Below are 24,321 nucleotides of genomic sequence, written 5' to 3' on the forward strand. Positions count from 1 at the left end.
TGGCCCCGACGGCCGAGGTCGCCCCCCGCTGAGGCTCCGCAGGCGTGATCGAGGAGATGGACAACCGCGGGAGGTCTTATGACGTTCGCCGAGTTCGATCGAATGACCACCACGTCCACGACCTTCCGCGGGTCGCGTCGGTCGCCTGATCGCGCAGCGCCGCGGGCTCGGCTCGGGAGCGGCTCGTGGTGACATTGGACCGGTTGGCGAATGTGCTGAGTGGCTACGGAATCCGCTTGCGGTTGGGTTCGGTGCCCCGGTCCACCCGACTGCGCAGCGTGGTGATCCACGGGGCCGATCAGGACCCCATGGAAGTGGGCGACGTACTGCTGGGAATCGGGGCGCGCTCGGTGCCGGAGGTGGTGGAATGGGCGGTCTCGGCGGGTGCTGTCGTCGCGCTCTTTCGCGGGGGTGTGGAGACCGAGCGCGAGCCGGATATCGATGGCGTGGCGGTGCTCGTGGTCGATCCCGCGGTGGCATGGAGCGAGCTGGCCGCGGTGGTCTACGGGTTGGTGCTGGAAGGACGCGAGACCGAGGCCGGTCGCGGTCCGACCGATCTGTTCGCCTTGGCCGACAGCGTGGCCGACGCTGTGGGGGGTGCGGTGACGATCGAGGACCGGCGGTCTCGGGTGCTGGCTTATTCGAAGCCGAAGCAGCACCTCGATCCCGCCCGCGTCGAGACGATCCTCGGTAGGGAGATGCCGCCGTGGTTGCGGGCGCTGTTCGACGCGCGCGGTGTCTTCGCGCATTTGGCCGCCTCGGACGAGCCGTTGTTCGTCGCCCCGGACGCCGAACGCGGTGTGACAGGGCGGATGGTGGTGGCCGTGCGTGTGGGCAGGCAACTGCTTGGGTCGATATGGGTGTCGTGCCCGGCGCCGTTGCGCGGGGCCCGGCGCACGGCCTTGGTCGATGGGGCGCGCACGGTGGCCTTGCATCTGTTGCGGTCGCGGGCCAGCGCGGACCTCGAGCGTCAGGTGGAAGCCGATCTGGTCATCCGTCTGCTGGAGGGCGCGGCGGACGCGGCGACAGTGGCCAGCAGACTCGGGCTGGCGCCGGAGGATCTGCGGGTGATCGCGCTGCGGGATCGAAGCGCGCACGAGCGGCACGCCGCGCTGCTGTTGATCTTCGAGCGAGCGACGACCGGATTCGGCTGGTCCCGTTCGACTCGCAGCGCCTTGGTCGGCGACACCGTCTACACCGTGCTCCCCGCTGATTCCGCTGCGGCGGCACGCCGATGGGTCGGTGAGTTACAGGCCGCACTGCCCGTGGGGATGACATTGGCGGCCGGCGTCAGCGGTCTCGCACGGGCCACGGAATTGGCATCGGCGCGCCGAGAAGCCGACGAGTGCATGGCGCTGCACGAGGCCCGGCCCGCGGCGGCCGCGCCTCCCGCCTACGACGAGTCGTGGGATGAGATCCTGCTACAGCGATTGCGCACCGCGGGACTTTCCGGACGCACCCCGGCGCGGGGACCGGTGTCGGAATTACGGCGCTACGACCGCGTGCACTCCACCCAGTACGTGGCTACGCTGCGCGCCTGGTTGCAGGCGCAGGGCGACTCCGCCCAGGCGAGCGCGCAGCTCGGCGTGCACGAGAACACCGTCCGCAACCGGTTGCGCAAGATGGCGGAGGTGACCGACCTCGGCTTAAAGGATCCCCGCAAACGTCTCGCCATGATGATCGAACTCGCCGTCGCCGACACCGACTGACCCGGCCCGCTGTGCCTGCGCCACAATTCTCCGCCCTCCGATTGTCCGATCAGCGCAACCGATCGCCTCGCCGCCACGCCACCATGGGGTTGAGCCAGGAAGGAGGTATCGGAGTGAGGAACATGCAGGTACGTGAGGTGATGCGGAGACCGGTCACCACCGTCCGGCGCGAGGACACGGCGCGCGAGGCGGCGCTGATGCTCGCCGAACTGCGGTACGCGGCGCTGCCCGTGCTCGACGGAGACGACCGCCTCATCGGAATGCTCACCAGCGGCGACCTCTTGCGGTCCGGAGAACTCGACGACGCGGTCGGCGCGGTGATGACCACGCCGGCGGTGTCCCTGCCCCAGAACGCGGCACTGGCCGAGGTGATGAGCAGGCTGGTGACCCACGGACTGCGCAGTCTGCCGGTCGTCGACGCCGAGGACCGCGTGGTCGGCATGTTCAGCCGCGGCGACGCGCTGCGGCTCATGCTCACCCCGGACGACGCGCTCGCGGCCGATGCGCAGCGCCTGCTCGATCAATACCGCGGCGCGCGGCGCTGGCAGGTCACCGTCGAGGACGGTGACGCCACCATCTCCGGCCGGTTCGCCGACGAATCCGAACGCCGCATCGCCATCGCGTTGACCCGCATCGTGCCAGGCATCCGCACCGCGAGCATCGCGCTCACACCCGCCACAACCGAGCTTTGACCACCCACCAGCCCCGGAGTCGACGATGACCCACGCACACCCCGTTTCCCGACCGAGCCTCAGCGAACACCTACCCGCGCTGCGCGCCGCGCTGGAGCAGCAGCGCAGCTTCCGCCTGCGACAGCTGGCCGAACTCGAAGCCGAGATCGACCGCGCCCCCGAACCCGCCGACGCGGCCGAGGCGGCCAGACGCGAGGTCGACGGCAAACTGGCCGCGGCGGCGCGGCAAGCGCTGGCGGACATCGAGGCAGCTCTGCTGCTCATCGCCACCGGCCGTTACGGCCGATGCCGCCGCTGTCACGCGGAGATCCCGATTCGCCTGCTGCGCACCATTCCCACCACACAGTGGTGCTTGCGGTGCCATCGGCGTTTCCCGTCCGCCGACGGATCCCGTGTCATAAGCGGACAGCGGCCAGGGGGACCCTCCCGAGCGCCGCGCCGCGACCTTCCGGCGAAACGGAAGACGCTCGCATACCGGTGACCGCTCGGTCCCCGCCGACTCCGTGCGTGCGGAGGTGGCTCGACGGCGCAGGGAGACCACGGCGTTCGACCGCGAGCCACCGAAGCCGTGCCCGTAGACCACGATGACACGCTGACCATGCTGCACTGGCAACTCGCAGGCGCCGCGTCCGATGCGCAGGAGCGTCCCGCCCAGGGCCGCTTCGGTGCAACTGGTCAGGGATTCCTCAGGCGGCCCGGAACCGCAGCTCGACGTCCCCGAGGACGGGCGCGTCGTCGCGTTCGACCACGGTCGCGGCGATGGTGAGCCGATCGTCCTCGCGCCAGATCCGGGTGCGGATCGTCTCGCCCGGGTACAGCACACCGGCGAACCGGGCGCGGAAACCGGTGACGCGACTGGCGTCGGAGTCGAGCACGATGTCGGTCGCGGTCTTGCACACGATGCCGTAGGTGCACAGACCGTGCAGGATCGGCGCGGGGAACCCGGCGGCGCGGGCGAATTCGGGGTCGGAGTGCAGGGGATTCCGGTCGCCGGACATCCGGTACAGCAGCGCCTGCTGCGGCAGCGTAGGCGTGGTGACGTCGAAATCCGGAGCGCGCTGCGGCAATTCGGTCTTGGTGCTCGGCCCGCGCTCGCCGCCGAAGCCGCCCTCGCCCTTGGCGAAGATCGAGGAGCGCTCGGTCCACAGCGGCGCGCCGTCGGAGCCGGTGACGGTGTGCTCCTGCACGATGACCGCAGCCGAGCCCTTGTCCCAAACCTCGGCGATCCGGCTGGCCTTGGTCGCCTTGCCCGCCGCCGGGATCGGCCGGTGCACCTCGACCTCCTGGTGACCGTGCACCACCTTCGCCAGGTCGATCTCGACGCCGGGGAAGCTCACCTTGGGCGGCTCGGTCTCGTGCACGGTCGCCGCCACGGTGGCGAAGGTCGGCAGCACCTGTGGTTCCCGATCGTCGAGATAGCGCAGTTCGGCCGGGTCGGTCCAGCGCGTGCCCGCGCCGAGGCCCAGCTGATACAGCTGCACGTCCGACGCGGTCCAGGCGAACTCCCGGCTCGGCAGTTGCGCGCCGAGCGCGATCTTCGGGTCGATGGGCATCAGTTCTCCTTGTGCATGAATGTGGATCGATCCGGATCTACCGCGCCGCGTCCGAGGCCGCGCCGGGAATCGATGCGCCTTCGGCTCGATCCTGCTCGGCGCGACCGAGGCCGGCCAGTGCGCCGCCCGGTCGGTGGGATGGGCGAGTGGCTGGCGCTCCGCGGCGGGCTTCCTTCCACCTCAGGCCTCTGCCGCGGCGACTGCGGGCTGCTGCTTCTTGCGCTCGACGATGTCCAGCACCGCGAGGTACCCGAAGGTGATCGCGGGGCCGATGGTCGCGCCGGGCCCGGCGTAGGTGTGGCCCATCACCGGTGTGGAGCAGTTGCCGGAGGCGTACAACCCCTCGATGACGCTCCCGTCCTCGCGCAGCACGCGGCCCGCGGTGTCCGCCACCAGCCCGCCCTTGGTGCCCAGATCGCCCGGCACGATCTTGGCGGCGTAGTAGGGACCCTGTACCAGCGCGGCAAGGCACGGGTTGGGCCGCACGGTCGGATCTCCGTAGTACCGGTCGTAGTGGCTGTCGCCGCGGCCGAAGTCCTCGTCCTTGCCGGTCTCGGCGAAGCCGTTGAACCGGGTCACGGTCGCGGCCAGCGCATCGGCGGGCACGCCGATCCTGCCCGCCAGTTCCTCGATGCTGTCGGCCTTGACGATGAAGTCGTTTTCCATCCACCGGGACGGAAAGCGCTGACCGGGCTGTAGCCCGGCGAAGATGTAGCGGTTCCGGTAGCGCTGGTCGAACACCAGCCACGCGGGGATGTTCTCGCCCGGCCCCTCACCCTGCCCGTACTCGCCGCCGTACATGGTGTGCACCGCCTCGACGTAAGGAGCGGACTCATTTCCGAATCGCTTGCCGTCGGCGTTCACCATGATGCTGCCGGGGAGGTTCCGTTCGGCCAGCGCGAACCACGGTTTGCCGCCCTTGAAGATGGTCGGCCCCCACCACGCGTCCTCCATGAAGCCGATGGCCGCGCCCGCCGCCATGCCCGCTTGGATGCCGTCGCCGGTGTTGGCGGCCGCGCCGGTGGTCCACTCGGTGGTGATGGGCTGGCGCTGGTATTTGGTGCGCATTTCCGCGTTGTGCTCGAAACCGCCGCTGCCGAGCACGACGCCGTAGCGTGCGGTGAAGGTGACCGGTTCGCCCTCGTGCAGCGCTTGGACGCCGGTGACCACGCCATCGGTCACGACGAGGTCGGTCATCGGGGTGTTCAGCAGCAGCGGCACGTTCGCGTCCATGAGCCCCTTGCGCATGCCCGCGATGACGGCCTGCCCCATGCCGACGATGTGTTTGCGGGTGAACTTCGCCCAGTAGGTGCGCGCGCCGACGCGCATCGCCCGCAGCATGCCCTTCGGGTGACGCCGGATCAGGTTGAGCCGGACGAAGTCCGCCTGCATGACCACCACGTTCAGCGGGGCCTTCGCGTACGGCGGCTCCAGGTTGAACCGCTCCTCGCCCAGGATCTTCGTGTCGAACGGCTTGGGCTCGCACGAGCGGCCCTCGGGCCGCCCGCCCGGCGCCTCCGGGTGGTAATCGGAGTAGCCCGGCACCCACGTCATCTTCAGCGGCGAATGATCGAGCACGAAGTCCAGCGCTTCGGCGCCACGGTCGATGAAGGTGTCGATCCGTTCGGAGGGCACGACGTCGCCGATGATGCTGTGCAGGTAGGTGCGCGCCTCCTCGCGGTCGTCGGGCCGACCGGACGCGCGCAGCGCCTTGTTGCCCGGGATCCACACGCCGCCGCCGGAGCGCGCGGTCGACCCACCGTAGTGCGCGGCCTTCTCGATCACCACCACGCTCAGGCCGTTGTGGGCCGCGGTGAGTGCAGCGGTCATGCCGGCGGCGCCGCTGCCGACCACCACCACGTCGTATTCCCGATCAGTCATGTAGAACACGTTATAGAATGGACGCGTCATTGGTCTATGTTGTGTGGCAGAAGACTTGCTCGACGTTCCGTTTGTCGAGGAAACTTGTTTCAGTTTCGGACCGGAGTTAAGAACATGGGCCTCGAATGGGACCTGACCACCGACGTTGTCGTGGTCGGATACGGCGCCGCGGGGGCCGCGGCCGCGCTGGAAGCGACCGCGGCGGGCGCGCAGGTGCTCGTCCTCGAACGCTTCACCGGCGGCGGCACGTCGGCGCTGTCCGGCGGCATCATCTACGCGGGCGGCGGCACCTCCGTGCAGCGCGAGGCGGGGGTCGAGGACACTCCCGAGGCGATGTACGCCTACCTCGAGCGCGAGGTCGGCGCCGCGGTCGCCCCCGAGACGCTGCGCCGGTTCGTCGACGAGAGCCCGGAGCTGATCGAATGGCTGAAGGCGCACGGCGTCCCGTTCGAGGCCTCGCTGTGCCCGTACAAGACTTCCTACCCCAACGACCGCTACTACCTGTACTACTCCGGCAGCGAGATCTCCGGCGCGTTCCGCGACATCCCCGCCGCGCAGCGCGGACACCGGGTGAAGGGCCGGGGCACGTCGGGCAAGAAACTCACCGGCCCGCTCGCCGCCGCCGCGTCGAGGGCGGGCGTGCGCGTGGAAACCCTCACCCGGGTGACCCGATTGATCACCGACGCCGCGGGCGCGGTGATCGGCGTCGAATGCCACACCCTGCGCGACGCGCCGGGCCGGGTTCGCGACCGCTACACCCGCATGGCGAAGATCGCGGCCAAGCCCGGCATCTACTATCCGCCGCTGCGGCGGGCGCTGGAACAGCGGCTGGACGCGCTGGACCGCCGGTACGGCAGCACGATCCGGGTACTCGCCCGGCGCGCCGTGGTGCTCAGCGCGGGCGGGTTCATCGCCAATCGCGATCTGGTGCGGCAGCACGCGCCCGCGTTCCACGGTGGTCTCGCCCTCGGCACCACGGCCGACGACGGCAGCGGCATCCTGATGGCGCAGCAGGTCGGCGCGGCCGTGGATCACATGGACAACGTCTCCGCGTGGCGATTCCTGCTGCCGCCCAGCGCTTTCACCGCGGCGCTGCTGGTCGACGCCGATGGCCGCAGGGTGATCGACGAGACCCGCTACGGCGCCGCCGTCGGCAACAAGCTGATCACCGAGCACGGCGGCAAGGGATGGCTGCTGGCCGACGACCCGCTGATGCGCACCGCGATCGGCCAGATCGGCAAGCAAGGCGCCTGGTTCCAGCGCGGACAGTTCGAGACCATGCGGCGCACCGCGATTCGCGGCGCGACGCTGGAGGAAGCGGCGGCGAAGGCGGGCATCGACCCCGCCGGGCTGCGCGCGACGGTCGACGCGCACAACACCGCGATCGAGACCGGCGCGCCCGATCCGGTCGGCAAGCCCGCCGAGTTCACCGAAGCGGTGCGCACCGGCCCGTTCTGGCTGTTGGACGTGGGCATCAAACCGAGCTTGACCAACCCGTGCCCCATGCTCACCCTCGGCGGCGTCGTCGTGGACGAGCGCACCGGCGCGGTCAAGACCGCCGAGGGCCGCGACATCCCCGGCCTCTTCGCCGCCGGGCGCACCGCGGTCGGCGTCTGCTCCGAGTCCTATGTCAGCGGGCTGTCACTGGCCGACTGCATCTTCTCCGGCCGCAGGGCAGGCCGGTCCGCCGCGGGCGAGCAGGTCTCGGCGCTGGAAAACGCAACTGTGGAAGGGAACTAGCGTGCTGTCCGACGCGGTACGAACCGAACTGGCCGACGAACTCGAGGGCGCCGAGCGCGACCGGGTGGCGATCGATCCGCTGATCGCCCGCCACCCCGACATCGACGTGGTCGACGCCTACGAGATCCAGCTGATCAACATCCGGCGCAGGCTCGACGCGGGCGCGCGCGTGGTCGGGCACAAGGTGGGTCTGTCGTCGAAGGCCATGCAGCAGATGATGGGCGTCGACGAGCCCGACTACGGGCACCTGCTCGCGGAAATGGAAGTCCACGAAGACGTTCCGGTGGAAGCGGGCCGCTACCTGTTCCCCCGGGTCGAGGTGGAGGTCGGGTTCGTGCTCGGCGCCGACCTGCCCGGCGCGGAGTGCACCGAGGAGGACGTGCTCGCCGCAACGGTCGCCTTCGCGCCCGCGATCGAGCTGATCGACTCGCGGATCAAGGACTGGAACATCGGCTTGGCCGACACCATCTCCGACAACGCGTCTTCGGCCGGTTTCGTGCTCGGCGCGCAGCGGGTCGCGCCGAAGGACATCGACATCAAGGCCATCGACGCGGTGCTCACCCGCAACGGCGATGTGGTCGCCGAAGGCCGCAGCGACGCGGTGCTGGGCGATCCGGTGATCGCGGTGGCCTGGCTGGCGCGCAAGGTCGCGAGCTTCGGGGTCCGGTTGAAGGCAGGCGACATCGTGCTGCCCGGCTCCTGCACCCGCGCCATCGACGCCCGTCCGGGCGATGAGTTCCACGCCGAGTTCGCCGGACTCGGCTCTGTCCGTCTGCAATTCACCTAGGGAGGCTGTCGTGTCCGAGAACGGGACCGTCACCGCCGCGATCGTCGGGTCCGGCAACATCAGTACCGATCTGCTCTACAAACTGCTGCGCTCGCAGAAGATCCAGCCGCGCTGGATGATCGGGATCGACCCGGACAGCGAGGGTCTGAAACGGGCGCGCGGACTGGGACTGGAGACCTCGCACGAGGGCGTGGACTGGCTGCTCGGGCAATCCGAACTGCCCGATCTGATCTTCGAGGCGACCTCGGCGTACGTACACCGCGCCGCCGCGCCGCGCTACGCCGAGGCGGGCATTCGCGCCGTCGACCTCACCCCGGCCGCCGTCGGTCCCGCCGTCGTGCCGCCGGTGAACCTGGGCGCGAATCTGGACGCGCCGAACGTCAACATGATCACCTGCGGTGGGCAGGCGACGATCCCGATCGTCGCGGCGGTCTCGCGGGTCGTCCCGGTGCCGTACGCGGAGATCGTCGCGTCGGTGTCGTCGGTGTCCGCCGGTCCCGGCACCCGCGCGAACATCGACGAGTTCACCAAGACCACCAGCCGGGGCGTGGAGACCATCGGCGGAGCGCAGCGCGGCAAGGCCATCATCATCCTGAACCCGGCCGAGCCGCCGATGATCATGCGCGACACCATCTTCTGCGCCATCCCCGACGACGCCGACACCGACGCGATCGCCGACTCGATCCACCGGATGGTCGCCGACATCCAGCAGTACGTGCCCGGCTACCGGTTGCTGAACGAGCCGCAGTTCGACGAGCCGTCGGTGGTCTCCGGCGGCATGGCGAAGGTGTCGGTGTTCGTCGAGGTGGAGGGCGCGGGCGACTTCCTGCCCCCGTACGCGGGCAACCTCGACATCATGACCGCCGCCGCGACGCAGGTCGGCGAGGTCATCGCCGAACAGATCGTCACGGCCCGGGTGTAAGGAGCTTTCGACATGGCCTACTCAGCAGAACTCGACATCCGCGTCACCGACACCTCGCTGCGCGACGGATCCCACCACAAACGCCACCAGTTCACCGCGACGGAGGTCCGCGACATCGTCGCCGCCCTCGACGGCGCTGGCGTGCCGGTGATCGAGGTGACCCACGGCGACGGTCTCGGCGGTTCGTCGTTCAACTACGGCTTCTCCAAGACGCCGGAGCAGGAATTGGTCACCATCGCGGCCGAGACGGCGAAGCGGGCGAAGATCGCCGTGCTGATGCTGCCCGGCGTCGGGGTGAAGGAAGACATCAAGATTTCGCAGGACAACGGCGCGTCGATCTGCCGGATCGCCACGCATTGCACCGAGGCCGACGTGTCCATCCAGCACTTCGGGCTGGCGCGGGAACTCGGGCTGGAGACGGTCGGATTCCTGATGATGTCGCACACCCAGCCGCCGGAGGTGCTGGCCAAGCAGGCGCGCATCATGGCCGACGCCGGGTGCCAATGCGTCTACATCGTCGACTCCGCCGGGGCGCTGGTGCTGGAGCAGGTCTCCGATCGCGTCGCGGCGCTGGTGGCCGAACTCGGCGACGACGCGCAGGTCGGCTTCCACGGCCACGAGAACCTCGACTTGGCCGTCGCCAATTCCATCTACGCCATCCGCGCCGGCGCGAAGCAGATCGACGGCAGCGCACGGCGTTTCGGCGCCGGTGCGGGCAACACGCCGGTCGAGGCGCTGGTCGGCGTGTGCGACAAGCTGGGCGTGAAGACGGGCATCGACTTCTTCGCCATCGCCGACGCCGCCGAAGACGTCGTCCGCCCCGCCATGCCCCAGGAATGCCTGCTCGATCGCCAGGCCCTGATGATGGGCTACGCCGGCGTCTACTCCAGCTTCCTCAAGCACGCCGAACGGCAAGCCGAGCGCTACGGCGTCTCCGCCGCCGAAATGCTCGTGCGAGCGGGCAAGCGCAAGCTCGTCGGCGGCCAGGAGGACCAGCTCATCGACATCGCGCTGGAATTGCAGCGGGAGAAGGCGACGGTCACCGCCTGACCGAACGGACCACAGCGGGGTCGCGAACGTACGTTCGCGACCCCGTTCGTCTGCGGGGGACCACGATCAACCAAGTCGCTATCGGGTATTTGCCGGAAATCCTCGCGAAACGAAGATCGAATCAGAATTGGCGATGACCTGGTGATTCGCCGATAGTTGTTCTGAGCGACCGCGCCTGAACGATTCCGCGCCCAACGGCAGGGGGCGGGGAGCGAAGTGTGGCCGCGTTACCGGGTGATTTGCGGATCATCCGGCCCGGCAGACCGGAGCGCTCGTCTGATCACTGTCAACCAGTGCGGAGGACGGTGAGCAGTTCCTCGGCCGGAATGGTGTGGGGGCGGTCGCTCACTTGGCCGTCACCTAGTTCGACCAAGCGCCAGGCCCCGTCGTCGCGCAATGCGAAGTCGGCCGTCACGAACGGGAGGCCGAGGGCGGCGATGGCGTCTTCGACGGATGTCGGGTCGAACTCGATGTCGGGCATGTCCTCCGGGGTGTCCGGATGTGGGCCGATCAACCGGCATTTGCCGTTCACCCACCAGGTGCGGACTTCGGCAGACTCGAAACGTTCGAAGCGGCGCAGGACGAATCCGCCGGTCAGGTCTTCGCCGCGGAGTTCACGGAATCTGCTCGCGACCCGCCAGGCGGCGTCCGGGTCCGCCACGTCGGGGATGAACGCCGCTTCGTGCCAGTAGTGCTTCACCGACTTGGTGTAGTCGCGTAGGACGACGGGGCCGGTTCCCAGCTCCCGCCGCGCGTGATCGAACGCTGCGCGATCGCCCCCGCTGGTCCATACCGATCGAGGAGTCATCTCGGCGAGTGCGGAATACCATCCTGGCAACTCGTGCGCCCGCCGGTATTGCTCGGCGCTCGTGCGCAGCGTGACGCCCCGCTGCCGCAAGCTCCGTTCGAACGCGGCGTACTCAGCACTGCGCAACATCCAGCCGCGGTAGACAGCCACCCCGCTGGAACGGACGCGTCGAACGGCCTCCTCCGCGCCGTCAGCGCGGGTCAGCGCGTCGTGATCGACCACGTCGACTTCCCATCCGGCGACACGAGCCGCGTCCGCCTCCGGGGCGAAATGCTCGTCGACGCGTTGGGGGCGAAGCACATCGGCCGGAACAAGAAGCAGCACAACACAATATCCTCGCGTCGGCACACACGATTTCCAACCGGTTTCCGCCTCGCCGCTATCGGTGATCATCGATGCCGCGGTCGACTTGGAACTACGCCGCTGACTGATTCAACTCATCGAGCACGCGTCGCAGCTGCCCAGCCCGTTCGGCGGAACTGCGCGTCTTCATCAACCGCAGGAAGTACGCGTACTGCGCGGTGCGATCGAGCTGCTCGAATCTCTCCCGTGCGCGTGGACTCGCACTGAGCGTTTCGAGCAAGTCGGCGGGGCAGGTGGCGGTCCGCTGGCATTCGTAGGCGGCCGCCCAGCGCCCATCGGACTGCGCGGCGGTGATGGCCGCGAAACCGGGAGCCCGCATGCGACCCGCGGCGATGAGCGCTTCGGCTTTCGCGACGTTGATCTGCGACCACGGACTCTTCGACCGGCGCGGCGAGTACCGCTGAAGATAGTGCTCGGCGTCCAGGCCGCGGCGATGGCTGTCGATCCACCCGAAGCAGAGCGCCCCGTCGAGCGACTCGCCATTGCTGATGGTCCTGCCCGCCACCCCCTTCTTGCCGATCTTCAGCCAGACATCAGCGGCCTCGTCGTGATTGGCCGCGAGCCACCCCTCCCACTGCGCAACGTCCCCGAAGGTCAAAATCCTCGTGCCATCAAACCGACCCATAGTGCCCTCCCTAGCTCCGGTGCCCTCTTCGCACCCATCCTCCACCCCAAAGTGCTCACCATCTGAGCACTTCACGAGTGGCACTGAGCGTGTGGCGCTGTCGCGTTTCGCCGCGCTCATGTGCCACTCGCGAAGCCGTCATCGAACGCGGACACCGGACGGGCCGTGAAGGCTGGGTGGGGGTGGCTGGAGTGGCAGGACTGTACGGTCGCTTGTGAGAGCACGACGTCGGATACCCGCGCGGATCGTCGCGGGCTTCTTCGCCACAGTCGAGAGGAGAAACGAATGACCATCGACATTCGCAAGGTGACCGTCCTGGGTACCGGGGTGCTCGGTTCGCAGATCGCCTTCCAGACCGCCTTCCACGGTTTCGAGGTGACGGCTTACGACATCGATGACAAGGCGCTGGCCGCGGCCAGGGAGCGACTCGACAAGCTCGTGGGGGTCTATCGCGAGCAGGTGCCCGGCGGCGGGGACGGCAAGGCGGAGCAGACGGCGGCCGGTATCGCGTTGAGTTCTGATCTGGCGGAAGCCGTGCAGGACGCGGACCTGGTGATCGAGGCCATCCCCGAGGTCCTGAGCATCAAGCAGCAGACCTACGAGCAGCTCGGCCGGGTCGCACCGGAGCGCACTATCTTCGCCACCAACTCCTCCACCCTGCTGCCCAGCGCTATGAAAGACTTCACCGGCCGTCCGGACCGGTTCCTCGCGCTGCACTTCGCGAATCAGGTGTGGCACTTCAACACGGCCGAGATCATGGGCACCGCCGACACCGATCCGACGGTGTACCAAGCCGTGGTCGACTTCGCCTCGAAGATCGGCATGGTGCCGATCGAAATCCACAAGGAGAAGGCCGGTTACGTCCTGAACTCGCTACTGGTGCCGTTGCTCAACGCGGGCATGAGCCTGGCGGCCGGCGGCTACGCCGATCCCGAGGCGGTGGACAAGACCTGGCAGATCGGCACCGGCGCACCGGCCGGACCGTTCCGCATCCTCGACATCATCGGACTGACCACGCCCTACAACATCCTGGTCCACAACGAAGACGAGGACTCCCAGCGGCTGGCCCAGTGGTTGAAGGAAAACTACATCGACAAGGGCAAGCTCGGCATCGCCACCGGGGAGGGTTTCTACAAGTACTGACCGGGGAGCGCAACGCTGGAGCGAGGCACCGGTAATCAGGGAGGAGTGGCGCGCAGCCGCGCTCTTAGCCGATGTGAGGGTGCGTCACGACTCGGATCTTGATCGACACCGATGACTGGCCGTGGAATGGGTTCAGATGCTGGCCGCAGCATCCAGAATCTGTTGCACGTCAACGGCTTGCAGGTATATGCGGATGCGTTCGGCGAATATGGGAACGTCGGCATCACGAAGGGCTTCGGGGAGTGCCTTGCCCTTGCGCGGAACCCAGTACGCCAGCTGCTCTTCCATCACCCGGCGCACGAGCTGCGGCTGGGAGTCGTCGATGAGCTGGAAGAAGGCGTCGGCGCTGTAGACTTCGTAGGGAAGGTCGTCGAACCGATCCATGTCGAAGTCGGCAGGATTGGCGGTCAATACGACATCGATGTCGCCATGGATGGCGGCACCGTGTACATGGGCATCGAAAACGTCGGGGTAGACGACCGTGTCGTCGATCTTGTAGCCAGTGATGACGCTATCGTCGCCGAAGGTGGCGGCGACTCTGCGGCGGATTCCCCCGATCTGGTCCTCGGAGAGGAAGGGATTGTTCCTCCTCCGCCAGTAGAGTGTCTCGGCCATGATGTCCTCAGTCCAGAAGACCTGGAACATTCCGAGGCCGCCCCGCAAGTACAACAGGGAAAGCCAGTCGCGTAACGTCCGCGAGTACAGGATGTTTGCGTCGACAAGAACTCTTTGCACCCGCCCGCCAATCACCAGGAGATCGTAGCGGGCGGGCACTGCGAGATTCGGCGCTCGGGGACTGCCGCTCAGCGACTACTCAGTCGAGAACGCCCCACTCCTCTTCGAGAGCGCGCAGCTCCTCGAAGGCTTTGCTCTGGCGTTCCAGTTGCGCTCGCCGGAACGCCAGGACATCCTTGCTGTACAGACGGGTGTGTGATCCGACCTTGTGCGAGGGGATCTTCTCCTGGCGAACGAGTTTCATCAACGACGGCCGCGATATTCCCAGCATGGTGGCAGCCACTGTGGTGGTGACTTCGGTAGGGATGCTCCCGATGGTCACCGTGCAGCCCTGGCCCACCAAGTCGACCAGCCGGAGGAGGAGCGAGGTCAACTCCGGTGGCAGAGTGATGCCCTGGCCGGCGCCCGCCCCAACTGTGACTGCCGCTGGTGTCGATCGATCGCCGAGGAACGCTCTGACGTTGCGCGCCTGCTCGATTTCGCGAGAGGTCACCGCCACAGCGGCGCGACCATCTCGCTGGAGCGTTGCCATATTCGACTCCGTTCGACGCGATGGCTCACCCGGACTGGTACCTGACCAGAGTATTGTCGTTCATGTGCAAGTGCAACCTTGATTCGGTTATAAGTGTATTTCTCCTCTGGCCAGGGCTAAACTGCCCGCAGGAGAACCCGGTCGACTGGCGCGGTTACCGCGCTGGCGGTCGGGGTCGGCGTCTGTCGCCCCCTACAACCAGGTGTCCAACGTCGTCGTCGTGAGGAAGTGCTCGAGGTCGGCACGCCAAGGGGCGGGGGTGGTCTTCTCCGGTTCGATGGCGGTGTACTGGCCCCGGTAGAACAGCAGGGGGCGGCCGGTGGTGGTCGTCTCGGAGAGGGCTTGGACGCGGCCGATCACGATGTAGTGGTCCCCGCCGTCGACGACGGTCTCGACCTTGCACTGGATGGTGGCCAGCGCTTCGTCCAGCACCGGGAGTTCCAGGTCGGAGGTGTGCCAGGCCGCGCCGGCGAACTTGTCGGGTTCGCGGGAGCCGAAGCGGGCGCACAGTTCGCGCTGCTGTTCGGCGAGGACGTTCACGCAGAAACGCCCGGTTTTCTCGATCGCCGCCCAGGAGCGGGACGCCTTGGTGGGGCAGAACAGCACCAGCGGCGGTTCGAGGGAGAGGGCGGCGAAGGATTGGCACGCGAAGCCGATCGGCGCCCCTTCGTCGTCGAAGGTGGTGATCACGGTGATGCCGGTGCAGAACTGGCCCAGCACGTTCCGGAACTGCCGTGGATCGATCTCGGATCCGTCCGCGGTCATCGTCTCGCTCGCCCTCTCGGTCACTGCTGCCGTTGTCCGACGGTGAAGTCGTGGCCCCACAGGCTCACCGCGGTGGATTCCCGCGCGATCCAGTCGTGGTCGTCCACTTCCAAACCCTCACAACCGAATTCGACGTCGAATCCGCCCGGCGTCTTCATGTAGAAGGAGAGCATCTTGTCGTTGACGTGCCGTCCCAGCGTCGCCGACATCTTGACCTTCTTGCGCAGCGCCCGGTCCAGGGCCAGGCCGACGTCGTCGGCGTTCTCCACCTCGAGCATCAAGTGCACGATGCCGCTCGGCGTCGGCATGGGCAGGAACGCCAGCGAGTGGTGGCGCGGGTTGCAGCCGAAGAAGCGCAGCCAGGCGGGCTCGCCGTCGGCCGGGCGCCCCACCATCTGCGGTGGCAGCCGCATCGAGTCGCGCAGCCGGAAGCCGAGCACGTCGCGGTAGAACTCCAGCGCCGCCTTGTCGTCCTTGGTGCTGAGCACCACGTGCCCGAGGCCCTGCTCCTCGGTGACGAACCGGTGCCCGTAGGGGCTGACCACCCGGCGATGCTCCAGCGCCACGCCGTGGAACGCCTCGAGCGTATTGCCCGAGGGGTCCTCGAAGCTGATCAGCTCGTAGACCCGGCGATCGGCCAGTTCCGCCGCGGTGCCCTCTTTGTAGGGCACGCCCGCCGCGTCCAGCCGGTTGCGGATGTCCTGCAACTCCTCGGCGTTGGCCGTCTCCCAGCCCGAGACCTGTAGCCGGTCCTTCTCGCCGGGGACGATCACCAGCCGGGCCGGGAACTCGTCCATGCGCAGATAGAGGGCTTCGGGGTCGGTGCCCTTGCCCTCGACCATGCCGAGGACCTTGAGCCCGTATTCCCGCCAGGCGGCCATGTCGGTCGCCTCGATACGCAGATATCCCAGTGATCGGATGCCCATCACTTCTCCTTGACGCCCGCGAGGAAATCGATCGCGAGCCGGTTGAATTCGTGGAACTTCTCCAGTTGCGCCCAGTGCCCGCAGCTGCCGAACACGTGCAGTTGCGCGCGCGGGATCAGTTTGGTCGCGACCAGCGCGCCGTCGAGTGGGTTGACCCGGTCCTCGCGGCCCCAGATCAGCAGCACCGGCTGGCGCAGCTTGTAGGCGTCGCGCCAGAGCATGCCCTTCTCGAAGTCGGCGCTCGCGAACGACTTGCCCATCGCCCTGGTCGCGGCCAGCGCCTCCGGCGTGCTCGCCGAGGCGAACCGCTCATCGATCAGCTCGTCGGTGACCAGGGATTGGTCGAAGACCATGATGCGCAGGAACGCCTCCAGGTTCTCCCTGGTCGGCTCGTAGTTGAACTTGGAGAGCAGCTTCACGCCCTCCGTCGGGTCGGGCGCGAACAGATTGGTGCTCAGTCCGCCGGGCCCCATCAGGATCAGTTTTCCGGCGCGGTCGGGATAGTCCAATGCGAACCGGACCGCCGCGCCGCCGCCGAGCGAGTTGCCCAGCAGATGCACCCGGGTGGTGATCTCCAGGTGATCGAGCAGGTCCTTCAGCGCCGAGGCGCTGTGCACGAAGTACTGCGGATGCTCGGTGGGCTTGTCCGAGCGGCCGTAGCCGGGCTGGTCCACCGCGAGCACGTGGAAGTGTTCGGCCAGCACCGGGATGTTGCGCGCGAAGTTCGACCAGGAGGACGCGCCGGGCCCGCCGCCGTGCAGCAGGACGATCGTCGGCCCGTTGCCGACGCCCGCCTCGTGGTAGTGCAGCCGCAGATCGGGCCGCACCTGCGCGTAGCGCGAGGTCGATTCGGCGGTGAGTTCCGCGGTCGATGTCACCCTCACCCCTCCTAGACCATGCCGTCGGTGACGGGCAGGCCGAACTCGTGCGTGCCGTACATCAGGTACGCGCGCTCGGGATCGTTGGCCGCGTGCACCCGGCCCGCGTGCGCGTCCCGCCAGAAGCGTTGCAGCGGCGTGCCGTTGGCCAGCGCGGTGGCGCCGGAGCTCTCGAACAGCTTGTCGATCGCGGCGATCGAGCGGCCGGTGGCGCGCACCTGGTCGCGCCGGGCCCGCACGCGCAGGTCGAACGGGATCTCCTTGCCCGCCGCCAGCAGCGCGTACTCGTCGGCCACGTTGCCCGACAGCTGCCGCCACGCGGCGTCGATGTCGCTGGCGGCCTCCGCGATGCGCACCTTGGCGAACGGGTCCTCCTTGGCCTTCTCGCCCGCGTAGGCCGCGCGCACCCGCTTGCCCTGGTGCTCGACGTGCGCCGCGTACGCGCCGTAGGCCATGCCGACGATCGGCGTGGAGATGGTAGTGGGATGGATTGTGCCCCAAGGCATCTTGTAGACCGGGTCGGTATTCTGCTCCAGACCGGGCGATTTCAGTTCGCTCATGGCACGGAAGCTGAGGAACCGGTGCGAGGGCACGAAGACGTCCTTCACCACGACGGTGTTGGAGCCGGTGCCGCGCAGGCCGACCACGTTCCACACGTCGTCGATGCGGTAGTCGTCGCGCGGGATGAGGAAGCTGCCGAAGTCCACCGGCTTGCCGTCCTTGATCACCGGGCCGCCGAGCACCGCCCAGGTGGCGTGATCGCAGCCGGACGACCAGGCCCACGCGCCGTTGACGAGGTAGCCGCCGTCGACCACCGTGCCCGCGCCCATGGGTGCGTAGGAGGAGGAGATCCGCACTTCGGTGTCCTCGCCCCAGACGTCCTCCTGGGCCTGCTGCGCGAACAGCGCGAGGTGCCAATTGTGCACGCCGACAATGCCCGCCACCCAGCCGGTGGAGCCGCACGCGCTGGCGATCTTGCGCACGGTGTCGTAGAAGACCACCGGATCGGCGGCGTGACCGCCCCACTGCTTGGGCTGGAGCAACCGGAAGAAGCCGGTCTCCTGCAACGCCTTCATGCTTTCGTCGGGGATGCGCCGCAGGTCCTCGGCCTCCTGTGCGCGTTCGCGCAACGTCGGCAACAGCGCTTCGACCCGTTCGGTCACTTCTTGCGTCATCTCGGGACCTGCTCCTGCCTGGTCGGTTGATGTCGGGAATCTCATTTGTCTCTGAGACTAGAACAGGTTCCTATTTCTGTCGAGAACCGGTGTTCACCCCCGGTCGGACATGCGCTCATGCAGGAAGTGAGGTGAATCGCTGGCGTCAAGGACGCCAGTTTTGTAACGTGTTCTAGTACAGATGGAGGAGGAAACGCGATGGCAGTTACCCCACAGGGCGGCGCGAAGGTCCGGGAGCTGGATGTCGGCACCGCACCGACCCGCTATGCGCGGGGATGGCATTGCCTGGGTCTGGCCAAGACGTTCCGGGACGGCAAGCCGCACGCGGTGAACGTCTTCGGCACCAAGCTCGTCGTCTGGGCCGACAGCAACGGTGAACTGCGGGTGCTCGACGCCTACTGCAGGCACATGGGCGGCGACCTGAGCATGGGCGAGGTCAAGGGCGACGACATCGCCTGCCCGTTCCACGACTGGCGCTGGTCGGGTACCAGCGGCAAGTGCACCGCGATTCCGTACGCGCGGCGCGTGCCGCCGCTGGCGCGCACCAGGAAGTGGACCACGCTGGAGCGCAACGGCCAGCTGTTCGTCTGGCACGACCACGAGGGAAGCCAGCCGCCGCCCGAGGTCACGATCCCGCACATCAAGGGCCCTTACACCGACGCGGAAGGCAACCCGAGCGAGCAACTCGACAGCGGGTGGACCGAATGGACCTGGAACTCGATGCTGATCGAGGGCGCCAACTGCCGCGAGATCATCGACAACGTGGTCGACATGGCCCACTTCTTCTACATCCATTTCGCCTTCCCGACGTACTTCAAGAACGTCTTCGAGGGGCACATCGCCACCCAGTTCCTGGAGACCAAGGGCAGGCCGGACATCGGCATGGCCTCCAAGTACGGCGGTGACACGCTGCTGAAGTCGGAGGCCTCGTACTTCGGCCCCTCGTACATGATCAACCCGCTGATCAACATCTACAGCGGTTACGAGGTCAAGAGCGTCCTGATCAACTGCCACTACCCGGTCACCCAGGACTCCTTCGTCCTGCAATGGGGCATCACGCTGGAGAAGCCGAAGGGCGTCGAGGGCGAGATGGCGACCAAGCTGGCGGAGAAGATGACCGAGGGCATCAGCGTCGGCTTCCTGCAAGACGTCGAGATCTGGAAGCACAAGTCCAAGGTCGAGAACCCGCTGCTGTGCGAGGAGGACGGACCGGTCTACCAGCTGCGTCGCTGGTACGAGCAGTTCTACGTCGACCTGGCCGACGTCACCGAGAAGATGACCCAGCGCTTCGAGTTCGAGGTGGACACCACCAAGGCGAACGAGGCGTGGGAGGCCGAGGTCGCCGAGAATCTGCGGCGCAAGCGCGAGTCCGAGGAAGCCGAGGCGAGCGTCTGATGGCGGCCACCTGGGCGAAGGCACCCGATTTCGCCGATCAGCCCGCTCGGCGAGCCGAAGTGCGCGCCCAGACGGTGGTCGACAGACAGCGGTATCTGGAGGACGGCCTGACACCACTGCGGTGCCGGGCCTGCCAGAGCCATGTGCTGGTGCGCAAGAGCAGCACCCATCAGACGTCGGTGCAGTGGACCGGGAATCCGGCCGAGCACTGCCCGGTCTTCGCGAAACTGAGCGAGACCGGCCACGGGCCGGGTCGCCCCGACTCGTGTCCGGATCTCGAGCGCACCATCGCCTGGGCCGTGGACGAGGGCGTGCTCGAGATTCCGGAGTGAACCGGCCGTTCGGCGACGGCGGGCGGCGATCGATTCGCCCGCCGATCACCGCGGTGGTGACCGCGCTGTCGCGGCCGGGTCGCGCTCCGACTACGTTGACGGGAACAAAAGAGACCTTCGTGCCGAAGCGGATCGAGTCCGATTCGGCGCCGTAGGAGGGAGTTTCCGCGATGCTGGTGCGGCATCTGGACTGCGCGACCATGTGCCCGGTCGGCGGGCGAGCGTTGCTCGGCAGCGGTGGGCTGCTGACCGGCGGGCTGGTCGGCCACTGCCTGCTCGTCGAGTCCGATGACGGGCTGGTGCTGGTGGACACGGGCTTCGGCATGGCCGACGTGCTGGACCGGAGCAGGCTCGGTTTCGGCACCGGGCGATTGCTGCGGCCGCGGCTGCGCCCGGAACTCACCGCGCTGCACCAGATCCGCGGGCTCGGCTATCGCCGCGAGGATGTCCGGCACATCGTGCTCACCCATCTCGATCTCGATCACGCGGGCGGGCTGTCGGACTTCCCCGACGCCACCGTGCACGTCTTCGCCGACGAACTCGACGCGGCGACCCAGCGCCCGACCCTCGGGGAGAAACTGCGCTATCAGCCGCGCCAGTGGGAGCACGGACCCCGCTGGCTGGCCCACGAGACCGGCGCGGACACCTGGTTCGGCTTCACCGCCGTCCCGGTGCTCGAGGACATCATGCTGATCCCGCTGGTCGGCCACACCCGCGGGCACAGCGGCGTCGCGGTGCGGCAGAGCGACGGATGGTTGCTGCACTGCGGCGACGCCTATTTCCACCACCGGCAACTGGAGGCGGGCAAGGCGCGTCCGCCCGTCGGCCTCGGCGTGTTCGAGGTGCTCGCGAGCACGCTCGGCCGCGAGCGGGTGGAGAACCTGGAACGGCTGCGCACGCTGCACAACGACCACGGCGACCGGGTGCGGATGTTCTGCGCCCATGATCCGCACGAGCTGGACCGATTCGCCGCCGTGCCGGTGCGCTGAGCCCGTCAGTCCAGCCGGAAATCGGCGAAGTCGAATCCCGGCGCGACGATGCAGCTGACCAGCACGTATTCCGCGCCGGCGGGCCGCGCCGATTGGCTGACCCCACCCGGCACCACCGCCTGGAGCGCTTGGCCGTGCTCGAGGTCGGGACCGAGGATCACCTCCTCGCCGCCGATGTCCAGCGCCAGCGGCCCGCCGCGGTGCCAGAGCCACAGCTCGTCGGAGCGCACCGTGTGCGGGGCGGACCGCTCACCCGGCAGCAGCAGGAAATGGATAGCCGTGGCGGCCGCGCGCGGGCCGGGGTAGCCCTCCGGCGTGAATTCCACCGGGCTGCGCCAGGTTTGGCGATACCAGCCGCCTTCGGGGTGCGGCGCGAGATCGAGTGCGACGGCGAGCGGCGGTCGGTTGTCGGTCATCGTTCGACTATGCCCGATCCCGCCCTGCCGCTCAGCTTTCCTCGATCCGCCAGGTGATTCCGAACGGCGCCAGCGCATCTAGGAACTCAGGGGATCGACCCAGGTAAGAAATCTACTGCGACCGAGTCATATGGTGGTTATAGCCCGCCTTTTCATGTCTGATGCGCTCATATCAGGAGTGTTATGGTGCACCGGTGGATATTCTCAGCGAAGCCATCGCGGCGATCCGCACCGGCAGTCCCGCCTCCGGCCTGTTCATCCGGCACGCCCCGTGGGGCAGGCGGTATCCCGTGGTGCCGGGGGCGGGTTTCCACGTCGTCTTGCAGGGCTCTTGCTGGGTGGTGCCGCCGGACGGCGAACCCATGGCGCTCGGGGCGGGGGATGTGTTGTTCATGCCGCGAGGCGCCGACCACGACCTGGTCGACAGCTTGGACAGCCCCGTCACCGAGACCGCGTTGCCCGGCGAGCCCAGAGAGATCGTGGGGCCGGGCGTTCGGACCGCCTTGCTCTGTGGCGCGTACGAACTCGGCCGTGGTCGCACCCATCCGATCCTCGACGAGCTGCCCGAGTTCATCCATCTGCCCGCGCGTCCTGGGCGTCATCCCGCGCTGCGCGGCGCCGTCGATCTCCTGGCCGCGGAGATCGCCGAGCCGCGGCAGGGGAGCGACGCGGCCGTGCCCGCGATCCTCGAGACGCTGCTGCTGTTCATCCTGCGCGCCTGGTTCGACGAGCAAGCCGACCTGCGCTCCTCCGGCTGGGCAGGCGCCTTCGCCGATCCGGCCGTGGCGGCGGTGCTACGCGCGGTGCACGAGGAGCCCGCGCGCGCCTGGACCGTCGCCGACCTCGGTGACATCGCGGGCGTTTCCCGCGCGACCCTCGCCCGCCGCTTCCTCGCGACGGTCGGCGAGCCGCCGCTGGCCTACGTGACTCGGTGGCGCATGCTGACCGCCGCCCGCCTGCTCCGCGACACCGACAGCAGTCTCGCCGCCGTGGCCCGCCGCGTCGGCTACACCTCGGAGTTCGCGTTCGCGAAGGCCTTCAAACGCGAATACGGGCTCGCGCCAGGGGGATACCGCCGCGCGGCCGACAACGCGCATGTGGTGGCGGTCTGAGACCCGGGTTCGAATCGCCTTGTCGGCGCCGGCGTCAGGTGTCGTAGTACTCGTCTTCGTACTCGTCGTCCGGGAGGTACTCGGCATCCGGAGCTGCGTCGGCAGCCGGCTCGCGCAGGCTCGGAGCGCCTGGTAACAGTTCGGCGAGTTCGGGCATGCTGCCCACGATGTCGCTGATCGGGGTGATCGTCTCGGTCACTTGCTGATGTGCCGAACGCGCTGCGGCCCGCGCCGTTTCGGTCACGATCGCGGCGAGACGTTCGGGCGGAGTACGCAGCGCGGCCGGATCCAATCGCACCTCGGTGACCACGCCGGTGAAATCCACCGCCACCGTCACGTATCCGTCGGGAGAACGTGCTTCACCGCGTGCGCTGTGCACCTGCTCCCGGATCTCCGCGAGTTCGGCGCGTTGCCGCTCGTATCTCTCGTCCGTCAATGGTTGTCCGCGTCGAGCGATGCCTGCGCTTCGGCGCCGTGCTTGCGCATCATCGGGATGATCCATGCGCGCAGGTCACGTGCGAAGTCGCGATTCGCGAGCTGAGCGAGCAGCCATTCCGAGTCTTGTTGGTCGAGACGATCGACGGCGAAGAGGAGTATGTCGTCATCGAACCAGTGCGGGTTGTCGTCCGGATTGATCTCGCCGGTCAGGAATTTGATCACCGCATCGCGCGCCGCCGCGATCTTGTCGTGGTTGTTCATGTCGACCTCCGCGGTTGATCAGGTGTCTCGTCCAGTTGATTGAGATGAGGATGTTCGGGATCGACACCCTTTGCGGCGAGTTCGGCGAGCGCTCGTTCGCGGAACATAGCGAAATCGCCGTTCTCGCTCCGGGTGGATTGCAGCGCCTGGTAGATGGCCTGGGAGCGTTCCCAGCCGAAACTGGAATTATTGGCTTGGGGTTCGGCCCCGATACCGACGCCTTCCATGACCTGGTGTGTCATCGCTGGAGCGTCCCATAGGAAAGCGTCGGGTTGCCGCGTCTGATATTCGCGCAGCCAGTCGACGACCCGATGGGCATCGGCAAGATCCTTCGTGTAGATCACCATCGCGTCCGAGCGAACCGAGTGGGGGCCGACGACTTTCGCGCTGTAGATACCGGGGAATCTATCGGGGCTGTCCACGATTTCGTGCACCACCCCACGCATCAAGTCGGGCACCGCTTCAGCGCGCGCGTTCACGTACACACGATAACCGACGTCCGAGACCGCATTCGCTCGGTGGTAATGGACGAAATTGATCGATCTGGTATCGATATCCGGTGCGTTCGACGCGTCGAGAATGCGGGCCCCTCGCCCTTGGACCATGGCTATTTGCCCTTCCCGTCCTCGGGCGGCGAGTATATCCGCGAGTTGCATGACATAGCCACGCGGATCGGTGACCAGATTCGTCTCGGTAGCCGCACCGTACTCGCTGTACACGCCCCATTCGCCGGTTACCCGGTCCCCCCTGTTCCAGATCCTTTCCAGGAATCCGTTGAGATTCTCGAGCGACAGATCCGGCGCATCCAGTCCGTGCTGCTGGTAGGAGAAGTCGCGCACCGCCATCACGTCGTCGAACGACATGTCATGGCTCAGGTGCTCCCGCAGTTCGGCGAGTGTGCGTGGCTCGTCGAATACCGAGGGGAACTCCGCTGCGGCACGATCGAGTACTGCCGCATCCGGGTGCCATGCGTACGGAGACGTGCCGTGCTGTTCGCTCGGGGGTGAGGTCTCCTCGGCATCCGGCGACGCGTCCGGGTCGGCCGCGTCCTCATCGCGATCCGGATGCTGCGGGGGTGGTGTCTCTTCTTCGGG

Annotated in this window: 26 protein-coding genes; 12 read left to right on the forward strand and 14 right to left on the reverse strand. The window is 67.7% G+C overall.

Annotation, left to right across the window (positions count from 1 at the left end; genetic code table 11):
- Positions 1-185 precede the first annotated feature (185 nt).
- From NB3_RS00600 to NB3_RS00610, 3 genes are all read left to right on the forward strand, one after another.
- On the forward strand, positions 186-1,709 hold the full coding sequence (locus NB3_RS00600) for a PucR family transcriptional regulator (RefSeq protein ID WP_067794761.1): 1,524 nt from the start codon (positions 186-188) through the stop codon (positions 1,707-1,709).
- 122 nt (positions 1,710-1,831) lie between these two features.
- A complete protein-coding gene (locus tag NB3_RS00605; RefSeq protein ID WP_067794765.1) occupies positions 1,832-2,401 on the forward strand; it encodes a CBS domain-containing protein in 570 nt (189 codons plus the stop codon).
- Positions 2,402-2,426: 25 nt separating this feature from the next.
- Positions 2,427-2,882: a TraR/DksA family transcriptional regulator gene (locus NB3_RS00610; protein ID WP_067794768.1), complete on the forward strand. Its 456-nt coding sequence runs from the start codon at positions 2,427-2,429 to the stop codon at positions 2,880-2,882.
- A gap of 205 nt (positions 2,883-3,087) precedes the next feature.
- Here NB3_RS00610 and chsH3 read toward each other — a convergent pair whose 3' ends face one another.
- Entirely contained in the window at positions 3,088-3,954 is an 867-nt protein-coding gene (gene chsH3 / locus NB3_RS00615; RefSeq protein WP_067794772.1) for an enoyl-CoA hydratase ChsH3, read from the reverse strand.
- A gap of 180 nt (positions 3,955-4,134) precedes the next feature.
- Positions 4,135-5,844, reverse strand: coding sequence for a 3-oxosteroid 1-dehydrogenase (gene kstD / locus NB3_RS00620; protein ID WP_084485539.1), 1,710 nt, complete (start codon positions 5,842-5,844; stop codon positions 4,135-4,137).
- Between the two features lie 105 nt (positions 5,845-5,949).
- Between kstD and NB3_RS00625 the strand changes: the two genes are divergently transcribed.
- The 4 genes from NB3_RS00625 to dmpG are packed head-to-tail and all read left to right on the forward strand — an operon-like array spanning position 5,950 to position 10,334.
- Entirely contained in the window at positions 5,950-7,575 is a 1,626-nt protein-coding gene (locus tag NB3_RS00625) for an FAD-binding protein (RefSeq protein WP_067794775.1), read from the forward strand.
- Position 7,576: 1 nt separating this feature from the next.
- Entirely contained in the window at positions 7,577-8,362 is a 786-nt protein-coding gene (locus NB3_RS00630; protein ID WP_067794778.1) for a 2-keto-4-pentenoate hydratase, read from the forward strand.
- A 10-nt stretch (positions 8,363-8,372) separates the two neighbouring features.
- On the forward strand, positions 8,373-9,284 hold the full coding sequence (locus NB3_RS00635) for an acetaldehyde dehydrogenase (acetylating) (protein WP_067794781.1): 912 nt from the start codon (positions 8,373-8,375) through the stop codon (positions 9,282-9,284).
- 12 nt (positions 9,285-9,296) lie between these two features.
- Positions 9,297-10,334: a 4-hydroxy-2-oxovalerate aldolase gene (gene dmpG, locus NB3_RS00640; protein WP_039794773.1), complete on the forward strand. Its 1,038-nt coding sequence runs from the start codon at positions 9,297-9,299 to the stop codon at positions 10,332-10,334.
- Positions 10,335-10,620: 286 nt separating this feature from the next.
- Here dmpG and NB3_RS00645 read toward each other — a convergent pair whose 3' ends face one another.
- Together NB3_RS00645 and NB3_RS00650 are read right to left on the reverse strand one after the other, a co-directional pair.
- A complete protein-coding gene (locus tag NB3_RS00645) occupies positions 10,621-11,466 on the reverse strand; it encodes an ATP-grasp domain-containing protein (RefSeq protein WP_067794784.1) in 846 nt (281 codons plus the stop codon).
- A gap of 91 nt (positions 11,467-11,557) precedes the next feature.
- Positions 11,558-12,130 carry a YdeI/OmpD-associated family protein gene (locus NB3_RS00650; RefSeq protein WP_067794787.1) on the reverse strand — a complete coding sequence of 191 codons (573 nt, stop codon included), beginning with the start codon at positions 12,128-12,130 and terminating at the stop codon, positions 11,558-11,560.
- Between the two features lie 285 nt (positions 12,131-12,415).
- Here NB3_RS00650 and NB3_RS00655 point away from each other — a divergent pair, with 285 nt between their 5' ends.
- Positions 12,416-13,273, forward strand: coding sequence for a 3-hydroxyacyl-CoA dehydrogenase (locus NB3_RS00655; RefSeq protein WP_067794790.1), 858 nt, complete (start codon positions 12,416-12,418; stop codon positions 13,271-13,273).
- 132 nt (positions 13,274-13,405) lie between these two features.
- On the opposite strand, the gene NB3_RS00660 is transcribed toward NB3_RS00655, so the two are convergent.
- The 6 genes from NB3_RS00660 to hsaA form a co-directional block, all read right to left on the reverse strand.
- The gene (locus tag NB3_RS00660; RefSeq protein WP_084485513.1) at positions 13,406-14,047 is read right to left on the reverse strand and encodes a PIN domain-containing protein; all 642 of its coding nucleotides are present in this window, start codon (positions 14,045-14,047) and stop codon (positions 13,406-13,408) included.
- 40 nt (positions 14,048-14,087) lie between these two features.
- A complete protein-coding gene (locus tag NB3_RS00665; protein WP_067794793.1) occupies positions 14,088-14,540 on the reverse strand; it encodes a helix-turn-helix domain-containing protein in 453 nt (150 codons plus the stop codon).
- 192 nt (positions 14,541-14,732) lie between these two features.
- The gene (gene hsaB / locus NB3_RS00670) at positions 14,733-15,305 is read right to left on the reverse strand and encodes a 3-hydroxy-9,10-secoandrosta-1,3,5(10)-triene-9,17-dione monooxygenase reductase subunit (RefSeq protein WP_067794894.1); all 573 of its coding nucleotides are present in this window, start codon (positions 15,303-15,305) and stop codon (positions 14,733-14,735) included.
- Between the two features lie 20 nt (positions 15,306-15,325).
- Positions 15,326-16,231: an iron-dependent extradiol dioxygenase HsaC gene (gene hsaC, locus NB3_RS00675; RefSeq protein WP_067794796.1), complete on the reverse strand. Its 906-nt coding sequence runs from the start codon at positions 16,229-16,231 to the stop codon at positions 15,326-15,328.
- Positions 16,231-17,109 carry a 4,5:9,10-diseco-3-hydroxy-5,9,17-trioxoandrosta-1(10),2-diene-4-oate hydrolase gene (gene hsaD / locus NB3_RS00680; RefSeq protein ID WP_067794799.1) on the reverse strand — a complete coding sequence of 293 codons (879 nt, stop codon included), beginning with the start codon at positions 17,107-17,109 and terminating at the stop codon, positions 16,231-16,233. Before hsaD ends, hsaC begins: the two co-directional genes overlap by 1 nt.
- 11 nt (positions 17,110-17,120) lie before the next feature.
- Positions 17,121-18,284: a 3-hydroxy-9,10-secoandrosta-1,3,5(10)-triene-9,17-dione monooxygenase oxygenase subunit gene (gene hsaA / locus NB3_RS00685; RefSeq protein WP_039794786.1), complete on the reverse strand. Its 1,164-nt coding sequence runs from the start codon at positions 18,282-18,284 to the stop codon at positions 17,121-17,123.
- 198 nt (positions 18,285-18,482) lie between these two features.
- Between hsaA and NB3_RS00690 the strand changes: the two genes are divergently transcribed.
- The 3 genes from NB3_RS00690 to NB3_RS00700 all read left to right on the forward strand — a co-directional run bounded on the left by NB3_RS00690 (position 18,483) and on the right by NB3_RS00700 (position 21,000).
- Positions 18,483-19,679 (forward strand): 3-ketosteroid-9-alpha-monooxygenase, oxygenase component, encoded by a 1,197-nt coding sequence (locus NB3_RS00690; protein WP_067794803.1) that lies wholly within the window; start codon positions 18,483-18,485, stop codon positions 19,677-19,679.
- The gene (locus NB3_RS00695; protein ID WP_084485516.1) at positions 19,679-20,011 is read left to right on the forward strand and encodes a hypothetical protein; all 333 of its coding nucleotides are present in this window, start codon (positions 19,679-19,681) and stop codon (positions 20,009-20,011) included. The genes NB3_RS00690 and NB3_RS00695 overlap by 1 nt, the downstream gene beginning before the upstream one ends.
- Before the next feature lie 170 nt (positions 20,012-20,181).
- On the forward strand, positions 20,182-21,000 hold the full coding sequence (locus NB3_RS00700; RefSeq protein ID WP_067794806.1) for an MBL fold metallo-hydrolase: 819 nt from the start codon (positions 20,182-20,184) through the stop codon (positions 20,998-21,000).
- 5 nt (positions 21,001-21,005) lie between these two features.
- Here NB3_RS00700 and NB3_RS00705 read toward each other — a convergent pair whose 3' ends face one another.
- Positions 21,006-21,416: a cupin domain-containing protein gene (locus NB3_RS00705; RefSeq protein ID WP_067794809.1), complete on the reverse strand. Its 411-nt coding sequence runs from the start codon at positions 21,414-21,416 to the stop codon at positions 21,006-21,008.
- Between the two features lie 194 nt (positions 21,417-21,610).
- On the opposite strand from NB3_RS00705, the gene NB3_RS00710 reads away from it, so the two are divergent.
- Entirely contained in the window at positions 21,611-22,528 is a 918-nt protein-coding gene (locus NB3_RS00710; protein ID WP_067794812.1) for an AraC family transcriptional regulator, read from the forward strand.
- Positions 22,529-22,562: 34 nt separating this feature from the next.
- Here NB3_RS00710 and NB3_RS00715 read toward each other — a convergent pair whose 3' ends face one another.
- The 3 genes from NB3_RS00715 to NB3_RS35455 all read right to left on the reverse strand — a co-directional run.
- On the reverse strand, positions 22,563-22,964 hold the full coding sequence (locus tag NB3_RS00715) for a YbaB/EbfC family nucleoid-associated protein (RefSeq protein ID WP_067794815.1): 402 nt from the start codon (positions 22,962-22,964) through the stop codon (positions 22,563-22,565).
- A complete protein-coding gene (locus NB3_RS00720; RefSeq protein ID WP_067794818.1) occupies positions 22,961-23,227 on the reverse strand; it encodes a hypothetical protein in 267 nt (88 codons plus the stop codon). Before NB3_RS00720 ends, NB3_RS00715 begins: the two co-directional genes overlap by 4 nt.
- The coding region (locus tag NB3_RS35455) for a T3SS effector HopA1 family protein (protein WP_169810630.1) at positions 23,224-24,321 on the reverse strand (1,098 nt) is incomplete at its 5' end. The genes NB3_RS00720 and NB3_RS35455, both read right to left, overlap by 4 nt.

This window comes from Nocardia beijingensis NBRC 16342 (assembly GCF_001612785.1).
Lineage (GTDB): Bacteria > Actinomycetota > Actinomycetes > Mycobacteriales > Mycobacteriaceae > Nocardia > Nocardia beijingensis.